This window comes from Streptomyces sp. NPDC037389 (assembly GCF_040636475.1).
In the GTDB taxonomy this organism is placed as follows: Bacteria; Actinomycetota; Actinomycetes; order Streptomycetales; family Streptomycetaceae; genus Streptomyces; species Streptomyces hesseae.
On the sequence record NZ_JBEZUS010000007.1, the window covers coordinates 231,673 to 255,015 of the forward strand.

Genomic DNA, 23,343 nt, shown 5'->3' on the forward strand with positions numbered 1-23,343 from the left:
CGCCGACACTACGGCGACGACGACGAGCAGTACGGCGAGAGCACCGGTCATGATCCGGTTCCTGGTCTTCGGGTCCACCCCACGAGCGTAACCGCCATCCGGCGCGGTCACTCAGGGACCCGGCTTCCGGGATCCGGCCCGGGGCCCGCGCCCCGGGGCCCAGCGGCTAGCGACCGAGCTCCCACGCCGCGACCGTCTCGTAGCGGGGCCGCTCGCCCGGGACACCCCCGCCGGGGAGCCGGCTGCGGACGAGCTCCAGGCGCTCGGCCCGCCACTCCCGGCCCCGGAAGTCCACCAGCGCCGCGACGTAGGGGCGGAGGTTCACCCGGCCGCCGCCGGAGCGGGCGAGGGTGAGGTGGGGGTGGAAGGAGTGGGTCCCGTCCACGACGACGCCCGCCCGGCGGGCCCCGGCCATAACGGAACGGGCGAGTCCGCGCAGGGCCTCCACCTCGCCCTCGGCCCCCACCCACAGCACCCGGTCCCCGAACCGGCCCCCGCCCGCCAGCCGCAGCGCGTGCGCCGGATGCCGGTGCGCGGCGCGCCCCAGCCGCTCGGTGAGCTCCGGGAGCAGCGCCTCGTCGACCTCGCCGAGGAAGGCGAGCGTGAAGTGCCAGCCGGACCGCTCGGCCCAGCGCAACCGCTCCCCGCCCGGCAGGGCACGCAAGTCGTGGACGGCCGAGGCGAGTTCGGCGAGGGCCGGCTCCGGGGGATTCACCGCGACGAACAGGCGCATACGGCCAGTGTCCCGCATGGGTAGATCAACACGAGGAACGCCGGACGGGCTGATTTCAGCCCGTCCGGCGCTTGAGGACGACGCGCGTCAGCGCGGTCCGGGGGTGCGAGGGGGCGGAGCCCCGCCCGGAAACGGAGAAAGGGCGGGACCGGGGCCTGCCCTCCCCGGCCGTCAGACGGCCGCCGGCACCCGCCCGGGGTCACCCACCGGCTGCCGCGGTACGAACGCCACCAGCCGGCTTCCCCGACGGAAGTCGACCCGGACGCGCAGGTCCCCCGCACGCAGCAGCACCAGTCCGATCGCCGTCGCCGCCAGCGTCGAGACGACGCCGCCGGCCAGGAAGCCCACCCGGGGCCCGTAGACGTCCGTGACCCAGCCGACGAGCGGCGCGCCCAGGGGCGTACCGCCCATGAAGACCATCATGAAGAGGCTCATCACCCGGCCCCGCATCGCGGGGTCGGAGGCCAGCTGGATACCGGAGTTGGCGGTGACGTTGATGGTCAGGCCGCACATGCCGATCGGTACGAGCAGCAGGGCGAAGACCCAGAAGGAGGGCGCCAGCGCGGCGGCGATCTCCAGCAGGCCGAAGGCCAGGGCCGCGCCGACCAGCATGCGCATCCGCGAGGTGCCGCGGCGCGCGGCGAGCAGGGCGCCCACCAGGGAGCCCGCCGCCATCAGCGTGTTGAGCAGCCCGTACGTACTGGCGTCGGCGTGGAAGACGTCGTTGACGAACGCCGTGAGCCAGATGGGGAAGTTGAAGCCGAAGGTGCCGATGAAGCCGACCAGGACGATCGGCCAGATGAGCTCCGGGCGTTCGGCGACATGCCGCAGCCCCTCCTTGAGCTGGCCCTTGCCGCGCGGGGCGCGGTCGGCCTTGTGGAGCTCGGAGGCGCGCATCAGCAGCAGCGCGGCGATGGGCGCGGCGAAGGACAGCCCGTTGAGGAGGAACGCCCAGCCGGAGCCCACGGCGCTGATCAGCACACCGGCGACGGCGGGGCCGACGAGGCGGGCGGACTGGAAGTTCGCCGAGTTGAGGCTTACGGCGTTGCGCAGGTCGGCGGGGCCGACCATCTCGACGACGAACGCCTGGCGGGCGGGGTTGTCGACGACCGTGACGAGGCCGAGCGCGAGCGCGGTGAGGTAGACGTGCCAGACCTGGACGTGCCCGGTGAGGGTGAGGACGCCGAGTGCGAGGCCGGTGACGGCCATCGCGGCCTGGGTGACCAGCAGCAGCTGCCGCTTGGGGTAGCGGTCGGCGATGACGCCTCCGTAGAGGCCGAGCAGCAGCATGGGCAGGAACTGCAGCGCCGTGGTGATGCCGACGGCGGCGGAGGAGCCGGTGATGCTGAGGACCAGCCAGTCCTGGGCTATTCGCTGCATCCAGGTACCGGTGTTGGAGACCACCTGGCCGGTGGCGAAGAGCCGGTAGTTACGGACCCGGAGTGAACTGAAGGTGCCCCCCTTGGAACCGGTCTCCGGGCCACGGCCCGGGTGCGGCAGAGAGGTGGTGCGTGCGTCGTGGTGGCGGTTCGGTGCGGGTGCGGAGTCTGCTCCGGGTCCCGTACTCAAAGTGGGTTCGCCTCCTTCTCCGTGCGCTTACAGATGCGCGAGTTTCTCCAGGACGGGCGCGGCGGCGCGCAGCGCCTCCCACTCGTCCTCGTTCAGTTGCCCGGCCAGTTCGGCCAGCCAGGCGTTCCGCTTCCGCCGGCTCTCCTCGAGCATGGCCTCGGCCTGCTCGGTCTGGCGGACCACCTTCTGGCGGCGGTCCTCGGGGTGCGGCTCCAGCCGGACCAGGCCCTTGCTCTCCAGCAGCGCCACGATGCGTGTCATCGAGGGCGGCTGTACGTGCTCCTTGCGGGCGAGCTCCCCGGGCGTGGCGGAGCCACAGCGGGCGAGCGTGCCCAGCACCGACATCTCGGCGGGGCTGAGCGACTCGTCGACCCGCTGGTGCTTGAGCCTGCGGCCCAGCCGCATCACCGCTGAGCGCAGGGCGTTCACGGCGGCTTCGTCGTCTGGGGTTTCGCGCGGGGTGTGGTGCTGTGCGCTGGACAGGTCCGGCATGTTTATTAGATTAACTCATTACCTGAACTAAATAAAGTGGGCACTGGGGCGTACGGGAGCACACGTGGGGGCGCGGCCCGCACCCGCCCGCACCCGCCTGCGCGGCACCGGGCGCGACACCGGCCACCACCGTCGCGCCGATCATGGTTCACCACACTATGCGCAATATGCCGCATGCTGTTCTTCCATCAACGACCACATGGGGGGACCATGCGTAAGCGCACCGCAACCATCACAACCCTGGCCACAGCCGGCCTGCTGGCCATCACCGGGTGCAGCCCGAACACGGACAACGGCGGCGGCGCCACCACGGACAGCAGTCCGCCCGCCACCCATCGCACCCCCAAGGCCGACAACACTCCGAAAGCCGACGGCGCAGGCGCCAAGACCGCGAGCCTCCCCGACATGACGGGCAAGGGCCTCCAGTCCGCTCAGGACCGGGCGCAGGCCGCCGGGTTCCACCACCTGGCCTCGCACGATGCCCTCGGCCGTGGCCGCATGCAGGCCCTCGACCGCAACTGGAAGGTCTGCTCCCAGACCCCGAAGCCCGGCGAGCACCCCACCGCCACCAAGGTCGACTTCGCCGCCGTCAAGCTTGAGGAGACCTGCCCCGCCAAGGACGAGGGCGCCACACCCGAGGCCGCCGGATCAACGATGCCCGACTTCACGGGCAAGTCCGTGAAGGTCGCCCGCCGGGCCCTCGACAGCGGCACGAGCCTCACCGTCAAGGACGCGTCCAGGCAGGACCGCATGGTGCTGGTGGAGTCGAATTGGCAGGTGTGTTCGCAGCAGCCCACAGCCGGTGCCAAGCTCGACGGACAGCCCGTGTCGCTCACCGCAGTGAAGTTCGGGGAACCCTGCTGAGGAGAATCCCGCTGATCCGCACACGAAGAGCGTGGGGCGGGACCGGCCGGGCCCGCCCCACGCTCTTGCGCCGCGCTTCCGCCGGGCGTTACTTCACGCCCAGCGCCCGCTCGATCGGGTCGAGCAGGAAGTAGATCAGGAAGCAGGCGCCGACCGCGTTGAGCAGCCAGGGGATCTCACGGGCGCGCTTGTCCGCGATGCGCAGCGCTATGAAGGCGAGGACGCCGATGCCGATGCCGTTGGTGATCGAGTAGGTGAACGGCATCGCGACGATCGTCAGGAACGCGGGGATGGCGATCGTGAAGTCGCTCCAGTCGATCTCCCTGACGTTGGACGCCATGATCAGGAAGCCGACGACCAGCAGCGCCGGGGTGGCGGCCTGCGAGGGAACGATCTTCGCCAGTGGGGTGAAGACCAGGGCGAGCAGGAAGAGGCCGCCGGTCATCAGGTTGGCGAGACCGGTGCGGGCGCCCTCGCCGACGCCGGCCGTGGACTCCACGAAGCAGGTGTTGGCGGAGGCCGAGCCCGCGCCTCCGGCGGCGACGGCGACGCCGTCCATCATCAGGATCTTGCCCATGTTGGGCAGCTGGCCCTTCTCGTCGGTCAGCCCGGCTTCCTCGCCGACGCCGATGATCGTGCCCATGGCGTCGAAGAAGCCGGACAGCAGCACGGTGAAGACGAAGAGGCAGCCGGTGAGCCAGCCCACCTCGTGGAAGCCGCCGAAGAGGCTGACCTTGCCGACGAGCCCGAAGTCGGGGGTGTCCACGATCTTGTCCGGCCAGCTGGGGACGGACAGGCCCCACTCAAGGTCCGGGACCTTCACCAGCGAGTTGATCACGATGGCGACGAACGTCATCACGACGATGCCGATGAGGATCGCGCCCGGCGTCTTCCGGACGAGCAGCACGAACGTCAGCAGCAGGCCCGCCGCGAAGACCAGCACCGGCCAGCCCTGGAGCTGACCGCCCTGGCCGAGGGCGAGCGGGACGGTCGTGTGGGCGGCGTCGGGGTTGCGGCTGACGAAGCCGGAGTCCACCAGGCCGATCAGCGAGATGAACATGCCGATACCGATCGCGATGGCGCGCCGCAGCCCGCCGGGGATCGCGTCCATGACGCGCTGCCGCAGACCGGAGGCGACCAGCACCATCAGCACCAGGCCGGCGAGGACGACCATGCCCATCGCGTCCGGCCAGCTCATCTTGGGCGCGAGCTGGAGCGAGACGACGGCGTTGATGCCGAGGCCGGCGGCACAGGCGATGGGGACGTTGCCGATCGCGCCCATGAGGACGGTGGACAGACCGGCCATCAGCGCGGTGGCCGTGACCAACTGGCCGTTGTCCAGCTGATGGCCGTACTTGTCGTGACCGGCCCCGAGGATGATCGGGTTCAGCACGATGATGTACGCCATCGCAAAGAAGGTCGCCAGTCCACCGCGGAGCTCCCGGGAGACGGACGAACCCCGCTCGCTGATCCGGAAGTACCGGTCGAGGACGTTCGTCCCCGTGGGGGGCGTGGGGGACGGCTGCGGGGCGTCGACGGCTGGGGTGGCCGAGGTGGGCATGCGTGACCTCAGTCGTGAGGGCGGCCGGGAGGCCGTCGGGACAAAACAAATGGATCAAGGACGGGCCGCTTTTGATCTTTCCTGTACGATCAAACAAAAGCAAACAATCAAATCCAGTTCGATTCAGTATGAATAAACAAAGGCCGCTTGGCTATCTCCGCGCGTAGACCCCGATGGCGCAAGGGCTCCACCGCCGCCCGCCCACCCGGACGCACTAGGCTGGCCGCCATGACGAAGTGGACACCGACGCACGAAGCGCCCGAGCCCCTGGAGGGCCCGGTCGTCGCGACGATCACGGGCGGCACGATCGTGTGGTTCGTCCTCTTCCTCGGGCAACTGCCGTTCTACGGCTGGTTCCGGGACCACGGGCACCTGTGGTGGGTGTGGACGTGCCTCGCGGGGGGTGGGCTGGGGCTGATCGGCGTCTGGTACGTCCGCAAGCGGGACGCGGCGATCAAGCGGCACGCGGCGGCCCAGGCCACCCAGGATGCGGAGCGGCGCTGACTTACGGCTGACGGCACGACGGGGTGACGGCACGACGGCATGACGGGGTGACGGCATGACCGGGCGGGCCCCGATCCGTCCGGTTACCGTCGGAACATGAGCGATCCCTCGCAGATCGTGACAACCGCGCATCCCGGGCTGAGCGCCGCCGAAGTCGCCGAGCGCGTGGCACGGGGCGAGGTCAACGACGTACCCGTACGGTCCTCCCGCTCCACCCGCGAGATCGTCCGGGCGAACGTCTTCACCCGGTTCAACGCCATCATCGGCGTCCTCTTCCTGATCATCCTCGCCGTGGGCCCCCTCCAGGACGGCCTCTTCGGCTTCGTCATCATCGCCAACACCGCGATCGGCATCCTCCAGGAACTGCGCGCCAAGAAGACCCTCGACTCGCTCGCCGTCATCGGCGAGGCCAAGCCCACCGTCCGCCGCGACGGCACCCCCGTCCCCCTCCCCACCGGCGAGATCGTCCTCGACGACGTCGTCGAACTCGGCCCCGGCGACAAGTGCGTCGTCGACGGCGAGGTGGTCGAGGCCGAGGGCCTGGAGATCGACGAGTCGCTGCTCACCGGCGAGGCCGACCCGGTGCTCAAGAAGCCCGGCGACCCGGTGATGTCCGGCTCCTTCGTCGTCGCCGGGGGCGGCGCGTTCACCGCCACCAAGGTCGGCCGCGAGGCCTACGCCGCCCAGCTCGCCGAGGAGGCGACCCGCTTCACGCTCGTCCACTCCGAGCTGCGCACCGGCATCAGCACGATCCTCAAGTACGTGACCTGGCTGATGCTGCCCGCCGCCATCGGCCTCGTCGTCAGCCAGCTGGTGGTCCAGGGCCACGACTGGCGGGAGGCCGTACGGCGCATGGTCGCCGGGATCGTGCCGATGGTCCCCGAGGGCCTGGTGCTGCTCACCTCCGTCGCCTTCGCCATCGGCGTCATCCGGCTGGGCCGCAAACAGTGCCTGGTGCAGGAGCTGCCCGCCATCGAGGGGCTCGCGCGCGTCGACGTCGTCTGCCTCGACAAGACCGGCACCCTCACCGAGGGCGGCATGGACGTCAGCGAGCTGCGCGTACTGGCCGGGGCCGAGGACCGGGAGTCGTCCGTGCGCCAGGTGCTCGGCGCCCTCGGCGAGGCCGACCCCCGTCCCAACGCCAGCCTCCAGGCGATCATCGACGCGTACCCCGACGGCTCGGGCGGCTGGCGCTGCACGGAGGCGCTGCCCTTTTCCTCCGCCCGCAAGTACAGCGGCGCCGCGCTCAACGGTCCCGACGGCGAGTCCGGGACCTGGCTGCTCGGCGCCCCCGACGTCCTGCTGCCCGCCGGCGACCCCGCGCTCGCCGAGACCGACCGGCTCAACGCCCAGGGCCTGCGCGTCCTGCTGCTCGCCCGCACCGCCCGCGACCTGGACGACCCGCGCGTCACCGAGGGCGTACGCCCCACCGCCCTTGTCGTCCTGGAGCAGCGGCTGCGCTCCGACGCGGCGGAGACCCTGCGCTACTTCGCCGAGCAGAACGTCCACGCCAAGGTGATCTCCGGCGACAACGCGGTCTCCGTCGGCGCCGTCGCCGCCAAGCTCGCCCTGCCCGGCGCCGAGGCCCCCGTCGACGCCCGGAAGCTGCCGCGCGAGCAGGATGCGATGGCCACGGCCCTGGACCGGGGCGCGGTCTTCGGCCGCGTCACCCCGCAGCAGAAGCGGGACATGGTCGGCGCCCTCCAGTCCCGGGGCCACACGGTCGCCATGACCGGCGACGGCGTCAACGACGTCCTGGCCCTGAAGGACGCCGACATCGGCGTCTCCATGGGCTCCGGCTCGGAGGCCACCCGGGCCGTCGCCCAGATCGTGCTCCTGAACAACAGCTTCGCCACCCTGCCCTCGGTCGTGGCGGAGGGCAGGCGCGTCATCGGCAACATCACGCGCGTGGCCACGCTGTTCCTGACCAAGACCGTCTACTCGGTGCTGCTCGCCGTGCTGGTCGTCTGCACCCGGGTCTCCTACCCCTTCCTCCCCCGGCACCTGACGCTGCTGTCGACGCTGACGATCGGCGTCCCGGCGTTCTTCCTCGCCCTGGCCCCCAACAAGGAACGGGCCCGCCCCCACTTCGTCCGCCGTGTGATGCGGTACGCGATCCCGTCCGGCCTGATCGCGGGCGCGGCCACCTTCGCCGCGTACCTCCTGGCCCGCGCCCACTACGCGGACGCCGGGCTCGCCCCCGCCGACACGCTCGGCGCGGAGACCAGCGCGGCGACGCTGACCCTCTTCCTGATCTCCCTGTGGGTGCTCGCGATCATCGCCCGCCCGTACACATGGTGGCGCGTGGCGCTGGTGGTGGCGATGGGGGCGGGGTTCGTGGTGGTCCTCGTGGTGCCCTGGCTCCAGCGCTTCTTCGCGCTGAAGCTCATCGGGGCGACGATGCCGTGGACGGCGGTCGCCATCGCGGCGGCTGCGGGGGTGGCGCTGGAGCTCACGTGGCGGTGGGTGAGCCGCCGCTTCCCGGCGTAGGGCCGTTTCCAGTGGAAACGAACGATGGCCCCACCGAATGGTGAGGCCATCGTCACTGTGTGCGCCGCCAGGGACTCGAACCCCGGACCCGCTGATTAAGAGTCAGCTGCTCTAACCAACTGAGCTAGCGGCGCGTGACTCGTCCATAGTACCCCGGCACAGGAGTGCTCCCGACCATGGCGGAGCCGCGGGGCTCTCCGTACGCTCCGGACATGATCAGACTGGAGCGGCTCCGAGCGGACCACGCGCCCGCACTGCTGGCCTTCGAGCGGGAGAACCGCGCGTACTTCGCCCGGTCCGTACCGGACCGCGGCGACGCGTACTTCGCCGGCTTCGCGTCCCTCCACGAGGCCCGGCTCGCCGAGCAGGACACGGGCGGGATCCACTTCCACGTCGTCCTGGACGACGACAGCGGCAACGACAGCGGCCTGCTGATCGGCCGCGCCAACCTCGTGGACGTGGAGCGGGACGTGGAGCGGGGCACCGCCGAGGTCGGCTACCGGATCGGCGAGCGGGCGGCGGGGCGGGGCGTCGCGACGGCCGCGCTCGCCGCGCTGTGCGGCCTGGCCACGACGACGTACGGCCTCTCGTCCCTCACGGCCCGCACCACCCTCGACAACCCGGCCTCCCGGACCGTCCTCGAACGCAACGGGTTCGTGTTCGTGGAACGGATCGGTGTCGGCGGCCGCCCGGGCGTGCGCTACGAGCGGCGGCTCGACAGCCGGCCGGTGCCCCCGGCTCCCTGACCGGACGCTGACCGGATATTTGGCCGGTGGAGCTCTCGTCCACGATGCGCCCGATGCGAAGACTCGATCGTCCATGCCCGCCCAAGCCCGCCCATCCGGCGAGGAGATCCATGACGATGAGACTTCGCAGACGCATACCGGCGGCCGCACTCGGCATGGCGGTCGCGACCGTGCTGACGCTGCCGGCTTCCGCGCAGGCCCAGCCGACCGCCGACCACCCGGCCACTCAGGCAGCGCTGAACTCCTACCAGGCGCAAGCCGGACCCGGCGCCGGGATCTACGCCGGTGACGCCAACGGCTCCTGGAACCTTTCCGCAGGCACCGCTGTCGTCAACACCAACAAACCCCTCCAGCCCATCTTCCACTTCCGTATAGGCAGCCAGACCAAGGTCTTCACCGCGGCCGTGGTGCTGCAACTGGTCGACGAGGGCAAGGTCTCCCTCGACACGCCGATCGAGCGGTACCTGCCGGGTGTGGTGGACGGAAACGGCTACGACGGCAATGCCATCACCGTCCGGCAGCTTCTCCAGCACACCAGTGGAGTCGCGGAGTCCAGGAACCCGACCTCGAAGAACCCGGATGGCACCTTCGCTCTGTCCGCGCTGGTGCGCGACGGGCTGAGCTACCGGGCGGTGTCCGCGCCGGGCGCCGAATTCCACTACTCCAACACGAACTTCCAGATCGCCGGCATGCTCATCGAGAAGATCACCGGCATGCCGGTCGCCCGGGCGATCACCAGTCGGATCATCGAGCCGCTCGGCCTGACCCAGACCACGTTCCCCGCGGCGGGTGACCGCACCCTCCCCGTCCGGTTCGTGCCGGGATACGTCGGCAACAGGATCGGTCCGTTCTTCTTCTGGGTCGACAACACGTCCGAGGTGGAACCGTCCGCGTACAGCTCGGCGGGAGCGATCGTCTCGACGCAGCAGGACCTGACCACGTTCTACCAGGCGCTCATCGGCGGCAAGGTCGTGTCCGGCGCGAGCCTGGCCGAGATGGAGAAGACCAGGGACCTCGGCCAGGGTGTCGGCTACGGAATGGGGTTGCAGAGCTTCGCCCTGCGCTGCGGTGGCACGGCGTGGGGACACGGCGGCGATGTACCGGGCTACAGCTCACTGACCACGGTCACCACCGACGGCCGCCATGCCTCGATGATGACCAACACGATGTTCCTCAGCGCCGACGCCGGCATGAGGCGAGTGGACGTGATCAACTCCGCGTTGTGCGACTGACACCGCCCTCGCCGCCCGGCGGTCAGAACATCCGCGGCTGACCGCTGGACGCGCTGAGCCCGCCGTCGACCGGGATGTGGGCGCCGTTGACGAACCGGGCGTCCGTGCCGGCCAGGAAGGCGATGACATCGGCGACTTCGCCCGGTTCGGCGGCGCGTCCCATGGGGATGCGCTGCCGGAACGCGGCCATCAGCTCCTCGTTCTCGACGACGGGCGCGGTGATCGGGGTGATGGTGAGGCTCGGGTGCACGGCGTTGACGCGCACGCCCTCGTGGCCGTGGTCGAGCGCCATGGCGTTGGTCAGATTGACCAGCGCCCCCTTGGCGGCGTTGTAGGCGGCCAGCCCCCAGTCCGCGCCGAGCCCGGACACCGAACCGACGTTGACGATGCAGCCGCCGACGCGCCGCAGATGGGGCAGGGCGGCGCGCGACGCGAAGAAGACGCCGTCGATATTGACCCCTTGGACCCGGCGCCAGGCGGCGGTGTCGGTCTGCTCGACGGTTCCGGGCAGGCCCATGCCCGCATTGTTGACCAGCACGTCCAGCCTGCCGTACTCCTCGGCCACGCCCGCGATCAGCGCGGTGATCGCGGACTCGTCGGAGACGTCCGCGACGCGCGGGACGACCGTCGAACCGGCGGGTGCGCCTGCCGCGGCGTGCTTCAGCTTGTCCTCGGTCCGCCCGACGGCGATCACGGTGGCGCCTTCGCGCCCGAAGCGGTACGCGGTGGCGGCGCCGATGCCGGATCCGGCGCCGGTGACGATGACGACCTTGCCGGTGAATCGTTTCCCGTCCACAGCGGCTCCTCATACGTCATACGGATGCGGTTGCGTGTCGCACGAGACTACGGGGACCGCGCCCGGATGTCGTCAGCCGCCGATCGCGGCGTTCCAGACGGGGCTGTTCACATAGTGGTTGTCGAAGCGCTCGGAGGAGTCCTTGATCTCCTGCGGGCTCGCCTCGCCCCGCATGACGCGGTTCAGCAGCCGCATGTAGTCGAAGCGCGCCATGCCGGGCGTGAAGGTGATCAGCACGTCGGCCTCGCGGCCGGGCGCGGCGGCGAAGGCGTGCGGGGTGCGCGGCGGTACGAGGAGGAAATCCCCGGCCTCCAGCACCTTGATCTCCTGGTCGACGAGGACCCTCAGCGAGCCGTCGATGACGTAGAACATCTCGGCGGCCCGGGTGTGGAAGTGCGCCGGCGCGCCGGGCGCCCCCTCGGCGAACGTCGAGCGGTAGCTCGTCATCAGGCCGCCGGTGGTGTCCGAGTCGGCCAGCAGCGTGATGACGCTGCTCGGGTCGCTCGTGATCTCGGCCTCCGCGGCGCGGGTGAGGAGGGGGGTGCTGAAGTCGGCGTTCTTGCTGGTCATGGTGGCCTCCTAGGTCGTGATCACAACTCTAGGCAGCGGGAAGACCCGGTGGATGGTGCAATTCCAGGCGGGAATGGTGGGTCAATTTCCCGGGCGGCCCGGCCGTCCGCGTCGCCCGGGTCGCCCGCGCCCGCGGCGCCGAGGAGCCGGCCGACGTCCGTGACCGCGCCCAGCGCCCCGCGCAGGGCGCCGACGCACATGTCGTGCAGCTCCGCGCGGGAGAACGTCCCATTCGCCAGCCACTCCACACACAGCGCGCGCACGAACACCAGCCAGCTCGTCAGCGCGGCGGAGACGACGCCCCTGGCCCTGCCCTCCAGGCCGGTCGCGTCGAGCACGCGCCGTCTCAGCTCGGCGAGTTCGTCGTTGATGATGGCCTGGATCACGGGATCGCCCGTGAGCTCCGCGTTCGCGGCGAGCACCGTGTTCTTGTTCGCGGCGAAGTAGTCGAAGTGGACGTCGAGCCCTGCGGACAGCTGCTCCAGCAGGGAGCCGGCCGGGTCGATCGGCGTATCGGCCAGCAGCCGGCCGGCCGCCTGCCGGTAGATCGCGGCGAACAGCACGCGCTTGTTCGGGAAGTACCGGTAGAGCAAGGCCCGGGAGATACCGGCCTGTTCGGCGACCTCCTCCATCAGCACGTCATGATAGGGCCTCGCCGCGAACAGCCGGGCTCCGACGTCGATCAACTGCTCGCGCCGCTGGGTGGGTTGAAGTCTGCGGCGGGGATTGGTCACGTCGGCCAGATTACTTGACGCGTGTCTACCGACGAACCTACCTTCGCCTTAGTAGGCATGTGCCTACTAAGGCGAAGGGGGATCGCTCGACATGATCAAACCCAAGCTCCTCACCTGGCTGTCATGGACGATGGGCATCGCCTGCGTGGCGATCGGCGTGATGCACACCGTCTCCGGCATGGACTCGATCCCCGACGGGAAGTCGGGCGGCCCGACCGTGGACAGCCTGGTGCGCTTCTTCAGCGCGATCTTCCTCGGCTACGGGCTGGCCTGGATCTGGGCCGCCCGGCAGTCGCCCATCCCGTCGAAGGCCGTCCGATGGCTCGCCGGGATCTTCTTCCTCGGCGGCCTCGACCGCCTCGTCTCCTGGGCCGACGTCGGCCGCCCGGACGGGCTCCAGATCGTCCTGATGGCCCTCGAACTCGGCCTGCCGCCGCTTTTCTTCTGGCTGACGACCGGAGACGAACAGAAAGCGATGGGCACTGTCAGTCGATCGGCGGAATGACGGGCGTGAGGAGGAGCTTGCCGGCGAAGCCGACGTTGAGGGCGAGCACGGTCGTGGCCGCGTCGTAGAGAACCGGGTTGTTCCGGTTGGGCCACAGCAGCTGGGCGTTGATCCAGGCCGCGTCCCGGGCCCGGTCGATGCCGAAGCTGCCGACGATGTGCTTGAGCGTCTCGGCCTCCTGCGTCGCGAGATGCACGAGCTTCGGCTCGAAGGAGGCCCGGACCTCGGCCTCCGCCTTGGCCAGCAACGCGTTCACGCGCAGGTAGTCCGCGTGCACGGGCGGGGTCTCGGGGGTCGTACCGCGTTCCTTGCAGGTGGCGATCACCGACAGCGCCAGATCGTGGTTGATGTGCGCGTTCATCCCCGCGAGCGCGAACTGGATCGGCCACAACATCTCGTCGTCCCGCGCCTCGAACAGCGGCTTCCAGGCCGGGTTGACCGGGCGCTTGGCGATCGCGGCGTCGACGCTGCGGAAATACAGCCCCGCGAAGATCACATCCATGCGTTCGATGAACGCGGCGTCCTGGAAGAAACCTTCCGTGATGTTCTGGGCGACGAGCTCCGTGACCTCGAGGTACATCCTGTTGAAGCAGGCGACGCCGTCGCGGGCGTCCAGCGTGGCGTCGATCTGCTTCATGCGCTGGATCACCGCGTCGACGGTGAGGGGCAGTTCGCTTGTCATGGTGACCTCCTCCCGGGGGGCGGCATCATCCGATCGCCACACGGATGTATACCGCTATTCCCCGTCATGAGGCCCATTGTGCGATCATTGACCAAGCGTCACCTGAACAGGTGATACGTCATGGCAGCGGCAGCACCGTCGGCTGCGGGGGCTCGTGGTCGGCGCGACGGTGGTCTTCGAGGCGGGTGTGTGCCTCCCGGGCGGCCGTCCAGTCGTTCCGCGACTGCAAGTCACGCCGCATCTCAATGAGTTCATGGCAGGTCGTGCAGATTTCCGCCGGCGCGAGGACGATGACGCCGGGGGCGGCGGAGTGGGGTACGGCGACGGGCGTCACGGCTGGGGGCAGTCGAAGCAACTGCGCCTGTTCCAGCAGCGCTTCGGCGCCTCTTCCCAGACTCCTGATGCGGATGATCGCTGACACGTAGCCGTCGCCGGCCCCGAGCCCGAGCCGGGCCCGGGCCTCCCTGACGACCGCCAGGGCGTCCTCCCGGACCGGGTCGCCCACCGGGCGTCCGTCCACGGCCGCGGCTACGGCGGCGGCCGTGACCCGGATGTAGGACACGAGCCGGTCGCTCAGCACGTCCGCCCTGGCGGGGGTCGGCAGGTGGCGCTCCAGAGCGATGGCTTCGTGGATCACCTCCTCGATCCCCGAGCGGGGTCGCTGCCGCTTGGGCAGTTGCGGGGGCGGTACGCGGGTAAGACCTCCGCCGGTGTTGCCGGTGAGGGGGTACGGGGGCATGGCGGCTCCTTGAGCAGGGGGGGTGGATACCGGCGAATCGCGTCTCCGTCGGCTCAACCAGGCTTCCGCACCGGCGCTTTGAGTCGCAACCTCCTCAGCGAAACGCTGCTCACATTGGCATATGACAAACCTCGGGCAGGGCTTGCCCGAGAGGGGACAGGGGGTGGAACACTGCCGACAGGGCGTCCTCAAGCACCAACAGGGCCTCATCGAGAACCAACAGGAACACGTCGGCGGGGTACAGAGACGTGCCGACGGGGAACAGCACCAGGAGGACACGAGGGTGGCAGCACGGCGCGGTCCGACGTTCAGAAGGCGAGAACTCGGCAAGGAACTAAGGCGGCTGCGGGAGAAGAACGGAATCAGCGTCAAGGACGCCGCTTCGCACATCGAGGGGTCCGAGACCAAGCTCAACCGAGTCGAAACCGGTCAGAACCAGCTCCCTCGCGTTCGCGACCTGACCGACCTGCTGGACCTGTACAGCGTCACGGACCGAGTCGACCGCGAGACCCTGCTCACGCTTCACCGCGATTCGCTCAGCAAGGACTGGTACAGGCCGTATCAGAACGTGATGCCGTCAGGCACAACGATGTACGTGGGGCTGGAGTCGGATGCCCGCACCATGCGCGCTTGGCATTCCCAAGTGGTCTTCGGCCTCCTCCAGACCGAGAGTTACGCACGTGCTCTGTTCATGACGGCGAAGCACGTAGAGGAGAGGACGAGTGAGTTCGTTGACGAATCCGTGGCCCTGCGCATGGAGCGCAAGAGCATCCTCTCGTGCGAAGACTCCGTAGAACTGCGCGTAATCCTGGACGAGGCGGCTCTACGCCGCATGGTCGGCGACCCGGATGTCATGCGGGAGCAATACGCGGAGATCGAGCGAGTGGCAGCCCTCGATCACGTGACGGTCCAGGTCCTGCCGCTTTCACGCAACACCTTCCGCGCGACCGCGAACTTCGTTCTCCTGGAGTTCGACTACAACCTCGATCCGGTTGTCATGGAGGAAGGCCCGACGGTCATGACAGTGTCCGACCGGTCCCGCGAGGTCTGGAAGTACGGCCGGAGGTTCGATGCGATGCGCGACGGAGCCCTGGCCCCTTCCCAGACGGCCGAGTTCCTGCACCGACTAGCAAGAGAGATCAATGACCACTAACAACTGCTTGACGGCCCTCTCGGTGGCCGATGAAACCTCTTGGTTCAAGTCGTCCTACAGCACACAGGACAACGGCGGCGGGTGCGTCTCGATCGCGATGCTGACCGAGCGGGTCGGCATTCGTGACTCGAAGGAGCCGAACGGCCCCGCCCTTACCGTGCCCGGCAGGGCCTGGACCTCGTTCATAGGCGAGGTCCAAGCCGGGCGGCTCTGCCGCTGAGCGCAGCGCATACGCGGCCCTCCCCTCCCCGCCGTGGCGGGGAGGGCGCCGCGCCGTGGCGTCAGGCGCCCGGCGCCGTTTCGTCCTCCAGAATGCCGCGAATCATCTCGCGGAGCTCGGGCGTGTCCTCGTGCTGGTGCACGGACACCGCGTGCTCGGTCGCGGCGCGGAGGACTTCCTCCTCCTCGCCCGCGATCGTCAGCGTGCAGTTGGATTCGCTCGGCGCTTTCCGGCAGTCGGCGACTTTTCTGGTCATGACGGCCTCCTGGCGTACGGATGCATCGCCGTACTTCCAGGGTAAGACCGGGCTCAGTTGCAAGGGGTGTCCGGCCCGTTCTGCCGGTTGATGTTGCCGTTGTACATCCAGCCCATGCTCTTCGTGCCCTCGATACGGACGTAGGTCCACCGGTGGCCGTAATTATTGGTGATGTAGCAGTGGAACCAGACCTTCACACCCGATTTGGCCTCGGCCAGCGTCGGGCATGACGCGTACGGGCCGCTTCCCAGCTTGAAGGTGCCGATCATGTAGCCGTAGGTGCCCGGCTTCGGGTCCTTGTGGTCCCAGCCGACGCAGCTCTTGGACACCGTCGACGACGCGGAAGGCGACGTCTTCGGGGATTTGCCGTCGCCCGGCGTCGCCGAGGGGCTCGCCTTGTCGCGCTTGCCGTCGTCGGGCGTTCCGCTCGGTGCCGGTTGCGAGGGGCTGCCGGACGGCCCCACGGGAGGGCCTTCGGACGGCGCGGTGACCATGCCGCCGTCCGCGGCGGAGCTGGGCCCGGGCGACGACGCCTGCGGCACGTCGTCGCGCTTGCCGCCGTGCTCGCCCATCAGGGCGTAGCTGACGCCGCCACCGGCGAGCACGACGGCCGCTGCCGCCCCCGCGATGAGCGCACGGCTGCGGCGACGCGCCCGGCCGGGCCGGGCGGGCGCGGGCGTGGCCGGATGGGCGGGCTGGGGGTACCTCCCAGCGGTAGCTGGGGGAGGGTAGCCGTAACCCGGCTGCGGAGGCAGCGGGGCCGGCTGGGCGAAGGGCGCGGCCCCGGCGCCCGCCACGGGCTGGGGCGGCGGGGTGACGGCCATGGTGGGCGGATGCCCGAAGGCCCCGAAGGTCTGCGGCGCGGCGGCCGCAGGCCCGGCGGCCGCAGGCCCGGCGGCCGCAGGCCCGGCGGCCGCAGGCCCGGCGGCCGGAGGCAGCGGTGCCGACGGGGCGACGGCCGGCGGTATGGAGGGCGACGGCGGCGCGAGGTTCACCGTCCGGCCCGCCGCGACCCGCTCCAGCATCTCGCGCGCCTGGTCGGCGGTCGGCCGGTCCTCCGGCTCCTTCGCCATCAGCGCCCGCAGCACGGGCGTGAGCGCGCCCGCGCGCTTCGGCTCCGGCAGCGGCTCGTTGACGATCGCCGTCAGCGTGGACCACACGGACGTACGGCGGAACGGCGACGCGCCCTCGACCGCCGCGTACAGCGTCATGCCGAGCGACCAGATGTCCGACGCGGGGCCGGGCTCCACGCCCTGAGCCCGCTCCGGCGGCAGATAGTCGAGCGAGCCGATGATCTCGCCGCTGCGGGTCAGCTTGGCCATGGCGTCGTCGCCGGTGGTGTCCACGGTCGCGATGCCGAAGTCGGTCAGGACGATCCTGCCGCCGCGCTCCAGCAGCACGTTGCCCGGCTTGACGTCGCGGTGGAGCACGCCGGCCCGGTGGGCGGCGTCGAGGGCGTCCATCAGCTTGGCGCCGATGGCCGCTGCCTCGTGCGGTTCGAGCGTGCCGCGCTCGGACAGGACGTCGTCGAGAGAGGGGCCGTCGACGAGTTCCATGACGATGACCGGGAGGCCCTGGTCCTCGGTCACGTCGTGGACGGTGACCACGCCGCTGTGCCGGATACGGGCGGCTGCCTGCGCCTCCCGCCGCATCCTGGCCCGTAGGTCGGCGAGGTCGGGCCCGGAGGTGTCGGTGTAGGCCCGCAGGACCTTGACGGCGACCTCTCGGTCGAGCAGCTCGTCCACCGCCCGGGCGACCACACCCATGCCACCGCGACCGAGCGTCGCGGTCACCCGGTATCGCCCACCGAGTACCTTTCCGGCCAGATCTCCGCCGTTCGGCTCCCCCGTCGTCACCGCACGCCCCGTTCCCTCGCACTCGCCACTCACGCCACAATCTGGCGGGCACCAAGGGTAGAGAGCCCGGGCGGGCACTCACAGCCGGGGTGCTCAGCCGTCGCTTTTCTCCCTGCGGGCGATCGCCTCGCGGACGGCGGTGACGAAGCCGTCCCAGTAGTGGGCCGCCGTGCCGTCGGCGGACCGGCCGTAGGTCGCGGCCCGCGCGGCCGGGGAGGAGAAGTCGCCGAACATGGCCCTGCGCAGGCCGGTGGAGATCTCCAGCTGCGCGCCCGCGCCGCCGTAGGTGCGGTTGCAGATGTTCAGCGGCTTGTCGCCGTCCAGGCCGCCGGTGGGCAGGGTGAGGGTCACATCGCCGCCCAGGCGGTCCCGGAGGAGCTGGTGGAGGAGCTTCCTGAGGGTTTCGTCGCGGCCGCCGATCTGTACGAGCTTCTGCTTCCCGGAGCCGCCGGGGTTCTTGCAGCCGTGGAGGGAGACCGTGTAGCGGCTGCCGCCGACGATCGCGAGCGCGGCGGGGTCGTCGCAGTGCGTCGAGGTGACGTGCAGCTGGAAGACCCTGCGGGTCTCGGTCGCGAGGACGTCGAACATCCAGTAGTCGTAAGCGGGTCCCGTCCCGTAGCGGGCCATGGGGTCCTCCGGCGCGTACCCCGCGATCGCCAGGCACAGCTCGCTGGTTCCGCTCTCCAGGTTGCCGCCGTGCGGGGCGATCACGGACGTCAGCGGGGGCGTGGCCCGGGAGTGCCCCGGAACGGTGTCCAGGCCGGTCCTGCGGTAACGGCGGGCCCAGTCGGTGCCCTCCTGGAAGAGGGGGCTGTCGTAGAGCTCGGTGTTGGAGGCGAACAGTTCGCCCCCGGACGCGGGAGCGGCGGTCGCCGGGGCCGGGGCGGCGGGGACCGCGACGGCGGCCGCCGCCAGGCCCGCCAGGACGGATCGACGGGAAGTCGGGCGCATGGCGGCATTCTTGGCCATCATCCGACGATCCGTCAGCCGCTCGGACGGTACCCGCGGGGCGTCAGGTTGACGGCGCCCACGAAGGAACGCCGCTTCCCGAGGCGAACGCAGGTCTTTCCGGCCCTGCCGGCCTCACCGGCGGCCGGGCCGTAGACCTCGAAGGCGGCGAGCTGTGCCCCAGGGTCCCCGGGGCCGTCGTTCGCGGTGAAGACCAGCCGCATGTCGCTCTCCAATTGAGCAGGGAAGTGCGAAGGGTTCAGCTGGTGCGCGGGATCATCTGCCGGGGCGAGTCGACGAGGACGGCCGTGGCGCCGAGCCGGGTGGCCGTGCCGAGGTCGGCTCGCGTGTTCACCCCGAGCATCACGATCGGCAGGCGGTGGGAGGCGGAGCGGAAGCAGGCGACGGCCTCCCGCGTCCACAGCTGAGCGGTGACGGGGGACGCTCCCACGCCGAGGGTGAACTGCTCCTGGAGCACCATCTGCCGCTTCAGCTCGAACCCGGCCCAGGAACCCGTGGGCACACTCTTGCAGGTGTGTTCGAGGGCGACTTCGGCCAGCCGCTGCCGGGTGGCGTCCCGGGATTCGGCGACCCGCGCCCCCGGGATCCCGGCCAGCAACCGGGTGACCTCCGCGTCCGTGGAGTACAGCCTGACCCGGCCCCACGCCTTCTTCTCGTCCAGCACGCGCGTCACGGCGTCGACGACGTGCCGGGCGGGCGTCTGTTTGAGGTCCAGGTAGAGCTGCTTGCCCTCGGGAACGGCGGCCAGGGCGCCGACGAGGGTGGGGATGCGGACCGGGCGGGCGCGGTAGGGGTACTCGCCGTTCGCGTCCTTGAAGTTGTGGCCGACGTTCAGAGCCGCGAGGTCGCTCAGGTCCTTGTCGGCGACGGCCCCGGAGCCGTCGGTCAGGGCCGAGAGGTCCGCCGGCCGGTAGAGGACGGGCACACCGTCCCGGGTCGCCTGGACGCTCAGCCACTCGCCGTCGACGCCCGCCTTCAGGGACTGTTCGACGGCCTCAAGGGTGTTCTCCGGGGCATCGCCCGTACCCGCGCGGTGCGCGATGACGAGCGGCTTCGCCCGGGCGGGGGCGGCGACGGCCTCGCCCGCCCGGGCCGGGGCGGGGCCGCCGGCCGTCAGGGCGGGGACGGCACAGGCCAGCACTGCTACGGCTGTCGCCAGGGATAACCGACGGCTACGGGGCATACGGGACTCCTGAGGAAGCAGGAAGCAGGAAGCAGGGGTAACAGGGCGAGCCGCCCGGCAGGCCCTGTTCGAACTAGTCGAACCAGCGCGCCCGTTCCAGCTCGTCCGTGCGCGACGGGTCCTCCAGCAGCGCCGCCGCCTCGAAACGGCGGGACCACGCGCCGGCCGCCCAGGCCAGGCCCGCCGCGACGCCCTCCAGCGTCGCGGCGTGCAGCACGCCGTCCGGGCCGTTGCGCCAGTCCAGCTCGATGCCGTCGACCACGAGCTCGTCGTGCTCGACGTACGTCGCCGGGGCACCCGGCAGCAGGACGCGTACGCCCTCCGGGACGTCCCGCACCTCGCCCTCGGCGGACGTCTCGATCTCCGCCGGGACGACCTCGCTCAGGCGTCGCACCTGCAAAAGTTCCGCCAGCGCGGCGGCCCGCTCCGGGGCGACCGGGAGCAGCGGGAGACCCGCCGCCAGCGGCAGCAGGTCCGGCGCGTCCGCGACGACCGCGTCCGCCGCGTCGACGACACGCACCTCGCCGTCGACCACGGCCCGCAGCTCGTCCGGGAGGGTGACCTCGTCCGGGTCGAGGTCGGCGAGCAGGCCATGCAACGCGTGCAGTTGCGACGGGCGTACCGGGCAGGCCGGGTCCGCCAGGCGGCCCAGGAGCTCCGCCGCGCCGCCCGGCTCGTCCAGCAGCGCGGCCGCGGACGTACGGACGCCCAGCGCCCGCAGCACCTGCTCGTCGGCGAGGCCGCCCGCGTCCGCCGCCTCGTAGAGGCCCTCCAGCAGCGGGTCGCCGCCCGCCACCCGCAGACCGGCCGGGCGGCGGCCGTCCAGGACGGGGTGGCCGCGCAGCCACCACGCCGTGTACGGGCGTACGGACTCCGTCGTGCCGTCCGGCAGCAGGATCCGCATCGGCGTCGTCAGCGCGTCCCGCAGCGGCGGGCGCGAGAGCAGGGCGAGGGCCTGCGGCCACGCGTCGTCGTCGACCAGGTCCAGGTCCCGGACCGCCACGATCTCCGTGGCCACGGGCGGCACCGGCGTACCGGGGAGCCGGTCGAGGACGTCCTCGCACCAGACGTCGACGGCGTCGAGCAGCCCCGCGTCGTCGGACTCGGCGAAGTCGCCGTCGCGCGGCTCCAGTTCGTCGGGGTCGAGGACGACGTCGGCGGCGCGGACGAGCGCGAAGTCCGCCAGCACGCCGACCGCCGTCAGCGGCTGCTCGCCCCAGCGCCCGGCCAGCTCCGCGTCGCACGCGGCCAGCTCTCCCGGGCGGATGACCTGCTCGAACGGGCTGCCGGGCAGGACGAGTTCACCGGCGGGGGCGAGCTCGCCGTCCTCGTCGGGGAGGGCCAGGGCCGCCAGCCACGGCTCGTCACCCGGCGCCAGGTCGGCGTCGCGGACCAGGGCGAGGACGATCTCGGCGAGCGTGTCGGGGTCCAGGCCCTCGCCGAACCCCTCGTCCCAGCTCTCCTCGGCGTCCAAGGACGTCGCCACCGCCGAGCGGACCTGCGGCGTCGTCAGGATCGCGCGGGGCGACGACGGGGTCGCGCCCAGCTTCTCCAGCAGGGGGTGCGCGGCGTCGGGGTGGGCGACCTTCAGGCCGAGGCGGGCCAGGTGCTCCGAGTTCGAGGCCTCCGCTTCCGGGCCGGCCTCGTCGGTCGCCGGCAGCGGCAGCAGGACCTGGCGCGGGCCGATCGCCGTACGGCCGTCCGCCAGCGGTACGGGCAGGCCCGTCAGCCGGTCCGGGTCCACGCCCGCGAGGCTGTCGTAGAGCCGCCACCACCAGTCCGCCGGGCGCTCGGCCCCGGCGAGCCGGTCGATGACCTCGCCCAGCGGCACCCGCGGCACGCCCAGGGCGCGCAGCTCCTGGCGGCGCTCCAGGCCTGCGGGGAGCAGGCTCGGGAACAGCTCGCCCAGGACGGCCACGGTCGCCGCGCCCGCGCCCTCGACGAGTTCGGCGTCCCGGGGGCGGAGTGCCGTGCCTGCGGGGGTGCTCTGGTGGAAGGGGTCGTCGTCCCAGGTGGGCTCGTGGGGCGCCGCCGGGGCGGTGCTGTCGAGGCCGGGGAGCTGCCTCGACGCGTCCGGCGCCTCCGTCCACGGGATGCCCTCGATCCCGGCGCCCGGGGCCTGCGCCGGTTCGCCGCCGGGCGGCGTGGCCGCCGCCGCGCTCGGCAGGAACGGTACGTCCGGGAGCCGGTCCAGGACGCGGCGGCGCAGCTCCGCGTCCAGGGCGCCCTGGGCCAGCGGGGCCGGGACCAGGTCCAGGGTGCCCGTGCCGACGGGCTGCCAGTCGCGCAGCAGGTCCGTGTACGTCTCGGCCGCGCGGTCGGTGAGGAAGTCCGACAGGGCGCCGGGGGCCGTGTGGCGGCGGGTGGGCTCCAGCGGGAAGCTCGCGATGAGCAGGGCGGGCAGGCCCAGGGGCTCGTCGGTGGGGGTGGGGGCGTGCACGACGGGCGCGGTGCGCGGGCGCTCCGGGGCTCCGTCCGCGCCTACGGGGACGGCCCAGGTGACCGACCAGTGGGGGCGCAGGCGCTCCTCTACGGGGCGGTTCGCCAGGAGTTCGGGGGCCAGGGCGCCGGCGGTGGTCCGGACTCGCCAGTGGGTTGTTCTGGTGGTGTCCGGTGCGCTTGTGTCCTCGATTACCGCGTACTCGTCCTCCTGGCGGCGCGTCAGTACGCGGCGCGGCGCGTCCGGCGTCTCGATGACGACCTCGGTGAGGCCGGGGAGGGTGAGCAGGAGCGCGTCGTCGACGGCGTCGAGCAGACGGCGGGTCAGGTCCTCGGCGGCGCCGTCGCGGAGCGGGAGGACGACGACGGTGTCGTAGCCGTTGAGCACCGCGCCCTCCGCGGGGAACGGCAGGCGCAGCAGCGGTACGTGGCCCTCGCGGCGGCGGAGCTCGCCGCCGAGGGAGGGGCTGCCGGTGGCGGCCTCGGCGGCCAGGGCGCGGGCCTCGGCCAGGGACCAGCGGACGCCGCCGGTGCGGCCGACGAGGGCGGGCTCGTCGGTGACGGCGAGGACGGCGGCGAAGCCGACGCCGAAGCGGCCGGCGGCGCGGGTGCCCTCGTCGCGCTTGGCGGAGGCGCGGAGGGTGGAGAGGGACTCGACGCCGGTGGCGTCGAGGGGGGCGCCGGTGTTGGCGGCGGCGAGGGTGGCGGGGGCGCCGGCGTTCGCGGCGTGCAGGGTGAGGTGGAGACGGCCGGGGACGCCGGCGCGGGCGGCGGCGTCGGCGGCGTTCTGGGCGAGCTCGACGACCAGGCGGTCGCGGTAGCCGCCGAGGGCGAGGTCCTCCTCGGCGTTGGCGTCCTCGCGGAAGCGGGCGGGGGAGGTGACCCAGGAGTCCAGTACGCCGCGGCGCAGGCGGGCGGTGCCGAAGGGGTCCAAGCTCACGTCTGCGTCTCCCTGTGGTGGGGGTGGTGCGGTGTGGTGCGGGGTGGTGGGTGGGTCGGGGGCGGGGCGGGGTGGGGCGGACGGGCCCTTACGGGGCTGACCTCTTCGCG

Annotated in this window: 23 protein-coding genes and 1 tRNA gene; 8 read left to right on the forward strand and 16 right to left on the reverse strand. The window is 71.4% G+C overall.

The features are described from left to right. Positions 1 to 166: 166 nt before the first annotated feature. From thpR to AB0E98_RS17735, 3 genes are all read right to left on the reverse strand, one after another. Positions 167 to 733 carry an RNA 2',3'-cyclic phosphodiesterase gene (gene thpR, locus AB0E98_RS17725; protein ID WP_361703202.1) on the reverse strand — a complete coding sequence of 189 codons (567 nt, stop codon included), beginning with the start codon at positions 731 to 733 and terminating at the stop codon, positions 167 to 169. 171 nt (positions 734 to 904) lie between these two features. Next, positions 905 to 2,302, reverse strand: a complete 1,398-nt coding sequence (locus AB0E98_RS17730; protein ID WP_361703205.1) for an MFS transporter — start codon at positions 2,300 to 2,302, stop codon at positions 905 to 907. A 27-nt stretch (positions 2,303 to 2,329) separates the two neighbouring features. Further along, positions 2,330 to 2,794: a MarR family transcriptional regulator gene (locus AB0E98_RS17735; protein ID WP_361703208.1), complete on the reverse strand. Its 465-nt coding sequence runs from the start codon at positions 2,792 to 2,794 to the stop codon at positions 2,330 to 2,332. A 210-nt stretch (positions 2,795 to 3,004) separates the two neighbouring features. On the opposite strand from AB0E98_RS17735, the gene AB0E98_RS17740 reads away from it, so the two are divergent. Beyond that, complete coding sequence (locus AB0E98_RS17740; protein WP_361703211.1) at positions 3,005 to 3,658, forward strand: PASTA domain-containing protein; 654 nt, start codon at positions 3,005 to 3,007, stop codon at positions 3,656 to 3,658. Positions 3,659 to 3,746: 88 nt separating this feature from the next. Here the strand turns inward: AB0E98_RS17740 and AB0E98_RS17745 are convergent, their stop codons facing one another. Next, the gene (locus AB0E98_RS17745) at positions 3,747 to 5,219 is read right to left on the reverse strand and encodes an NCS2 family permease (protein WP_361703213.1); all 1,473 of its coding nucleotides are present in this window, start codon (positions 5,217 to 5,219) and stop codon (positions 3,747 to 3,749) included. Positions 5,220 to 5,447: 228 nt separating this feature from the next. Here AB0E98_RS17745 and AB0E98_RS17750 point away from each other — a divergent pair, with 228 nt between their 5' ends. Together AB0E98_RS17750 and AB0E98_RS17755 are read left to right on the forward strand one after the other, a co-directional pair. Continuing rightward, the gene (locus AB0E98_RS17750; protein WP_361703216.1) at positions 5,448 to 5,723 is read left to right on the forward strand and encodes a DUF2530 domain-containing protein; all 276 of its coding nucleotides are present in this window, start codon (positions 5,448 to 5,450) and stop codon (positions 5,721 to 5,723) included. Positions 5,724 to 5,819: 96 nt separating this feature from the next. Then, a complete protein-coding gene (locus AB0E98_RS17755) occupies positions 5,820 to 8,213 on the forward strand; it encodes an HAD-IC family P-type ATPase (RefSeq protein WP_361703218.1) in 2,394 nt (797 codons plus the stop codon). A gap of 60 nt (positions 8,214 to 8,273) precedes the next feature. Here the strand turns inward: AB0E98_RS17755 and AB0E98_RS17760 are convergent. Continuing rightward, positions 8,274 to 8,347: transfer RNA gene (locus AB0E98_RS17760), tRNA-Lys, on the reverse strand. Between the two features lie 78 nt (positions 8,348 to 8,425). Between AB0E98_RS17760 and AB0E98_RS17765 the strand changes: the two genes are divergently transcribed. Both AB0E98_RS17765 and AB0E98_RS17770 read left to right on the forward strand, forming a co-directional pair. Beyond that, the gene (locus AB0E98_RS17765) at positions 8,426 to 8,959 is read left to right on the forward strand and encodes a GNAT family N-acetyltransferase (RefSeq protein WP_361703220.1); all 534 of its coding nucleotides are present in this window, start codon (positions 8,426 to 8,428) and stop codon (positions 8,957 to 8,959) included. 116 nt (positions 8,960 to 9,075) lie between these two features. Continuing rightward, positions 9,076 to 10,191, forward strand: coding sequence for a serine hydrolase domain-containing protein (locus tag AB0E98_RS17770; RefSeq protein ID WP_361703223.1), 1,116 nt, complete (start codon positions 9,076 to 9,078; stop codon positions 10,189 to 10,191). 22 nt (positions 10,192 to 10,213) lie between these two features. On the opposite strand, the gene AB0E98_RS17775 is transcribed toward AB0E98_RS17770, so the two are convergent. The 3 genes from AB0E98_RS17775 to AB0E98_RS17785 all read right to left on the reverse strand — a co-directional run bounded on the left by AB0E98_RS17775 (position 10,214) and on the right by AB0E98_RS17785 (position 12,291). Then, complete coding sequence (locus tag AB0E98_RS17775; protein WP_361703225.1) at positions 10,214 to 10,987, reverse strand: SDR family oxidoreductase; 774 nt, start codon at positions 10,985 to 10,987, stop codon at positions 10,214 to 10,216. Positions 10,988 to 11,059: 72 nt separating this feature from the next. Continuing rightward, positions 11,060 to 11,557 carry a cupin domain-containing protein gene (locus AB0E98_RS17780; RefSeq protein WP_361703227.1) on the reverse strand — a complete coding sequence of 166 codons (498 nt, stop codon included), beginning with the start codon at positions 11,555 to 11,557 and terminating at the stop codon, positions 11,060 to 11,062. A gap of 20 nt (positions 11,558 to 11,577) precedes the next feature. Then, a complete protein-coding gene (locus tag AB0E98_RS17785; RefSeq protein ID WP_361703230.1) occupies positions 11,578 to 12,291 on the reverse strand; it encodes a TetR/AcrR family transcriptional regulator in 714 nt (237 codons plus the stop codon). Between the two features lie 91 nt (positions 12,292 to 12,382). On the opposite strand from AB0E98_RS17785, the gene AB0E98_RS17790 reads away from it, so the two are divergent. Continuing rightward, the gene (locus AB0E98_RS17790) at positions 12,383 to 12,796 is read left to right on the forward strand and encodes a DUF4345 domain-containing protein (RefSeq protein WP_361703232.1); all 414 of its coding nucleotides are present in this window, start codon (positions 12,383 to 12,385) and stop codon (positions 12,794 to 12,796) included. On the opposite strand, the gene AB0E98_RS17795 is transcribed toward AB0E98_RS17790, so the two are convergent. Beyond that, positions 12,777 to 13,478 (reverse strand): DUF5995 family protein, encoded by a 702-nt coding sequence (locus AB0E98_RS17795; RefSeq protein ID WP_361703234.1) that lies wholly within the window; start codon positions 13,476 to 13,478, stop codon positions 12,777 to 12,779. The genes AB0E98_RS17790 and AB0E98_RS17795 overlap by 20 nt on opposite strands. A 118-nt stretch (positions 13,479 to 13,596) precedes the next feature. Then, complete coding sequence (locus AB0E98_RS17800) at positions 13,597 to 14,217, reverse strand: DUF6415 family natural product biosynthesis protein (protein ID WP_361703235.1); 621 nt, start codon at positions 14,215 to 14,217, stop codon at positions 13,597 to 13,599. A gap of 121 nt (positions 14,218 to 14,338) precedes the next feature. On the opposite strand from AB0E98_RS17800, the gene AB0E98_RS17805 reads away from it, so the two are divergent. Both AB0E98_RS17805 and AB0E98_RS17810 read left to right on the forward strand, forming a co-directional pair. After that, positions 14,339 to 15,370, forward strand: a complete 1,032-nt coding sequence (locus AB0E98_RS17805; protein ID WP_361703237.1) for a helix-turn-helix transcriptional regulator — start codon at positions 14,339 to 14,341, stop codon at positions 15,368 to 15,370. Then, positions 15,360 to 15,590, forward strand: coding sequence for a DUF397 domain-containing protein (locus tag AB0E98_RS17810; protein WP_361703240.1), 231 nt, complete (start codon positions 15,360 to 15,362; stop codon positions 15,588 to 15,590). Before AB0E98_RS17805 ends, AB0E98_RS17810 begins: the two co-directional genes overlap by 11 nt. 61 nt (positions 15,591 to 15,651) lie before the next feature. On the opposite strand, the gene AB0E98_RS17815 is transcribed toward AB0E98_RS17810, so the two are convergent. The 6 genes from AB0E98_RS17815 to AB0E98_RS17840 form a co-directional block, all read right to left on the reverse strand. Then, positions 15,652 to 15,846 carry a DUF1059 domain-containing protein gene (locus AB0E98_RS17815; RefSeq protein WP_361703241.1) on the reverse strand — a complete coding sequence of 65 codons (195 nt, stop codon included), beginning with the start codon at positions 15,844 to 15,846 and terminating at the stop codon, positions 15,652 to 15,654. A 53-nt stretch (positions 15,847 to 15,899) separates the two neighbouring features. Next, positions 15,900 to 17,702, reverse strand: a complete 1,803-nt coding sequence (locus AB0E98_RS17820; protein ID WP_361703243.1) for a protein kinase — start codon at positions 17,700 to 17,702, stop codon at positions 15,900 to 15,902. 93 nt (positions 17,703 to 17,795) lie between these two features. Then, positions 17,796 to 18,653: a poly-gamma-glutamate hydrolase family protein gene (locus AB0E98_RS17825; protein WP_361703246.1), complete on the reverse strand. Its 858-nt coding sequence runs from the start codon at positions 18,651 to 18,653 to the stop codon at positions 17,796 to 17,798. A gap of 32 nt (positions 18,654 to 18,685) precedes the next feature. Beyond that, positions 18,686 to 18,886, reverse strand: a complete 201-nt coding sequence (locus AB0E98_RS17830; protein ID WP_361703248.1) for a hypothetical protein — start codon at positions 18,884 to 18,886, stop codon at positions 18,686 to 18,688. Positions 18,887 to 18,909: 23 nt separating this feature from the next. After that, the gene (locus AB0E98_RS17835) at positions 18,910 to 19,854 is read right to left on the reverse strand and encodes a glycerophosphodiester phosphodiesterase family protein (RefSeq protein ID WP_361703249.1); all 945 of its coding nucleotides are present in this window, start codon (positions 19,852 to 19,854) and stop codon (positions 18,910 to 18,912) included. A 73-nt stretch (positions 19,855 to 19,927) separates the two neighbouring features. Next, complete coding sequence (locus tag AB0E98_RS17840; protein WP_361703250.1) at positions 19,928 to 23,233, reverse strand: molecular chaperone Hsp90; 3,306 nt, start codon at positions 23,231 to 23,233, stop codon at positions 19,928 to 19,930. Positions 23,234 to 23,343 lie beyond the last annotated feature (110 nt).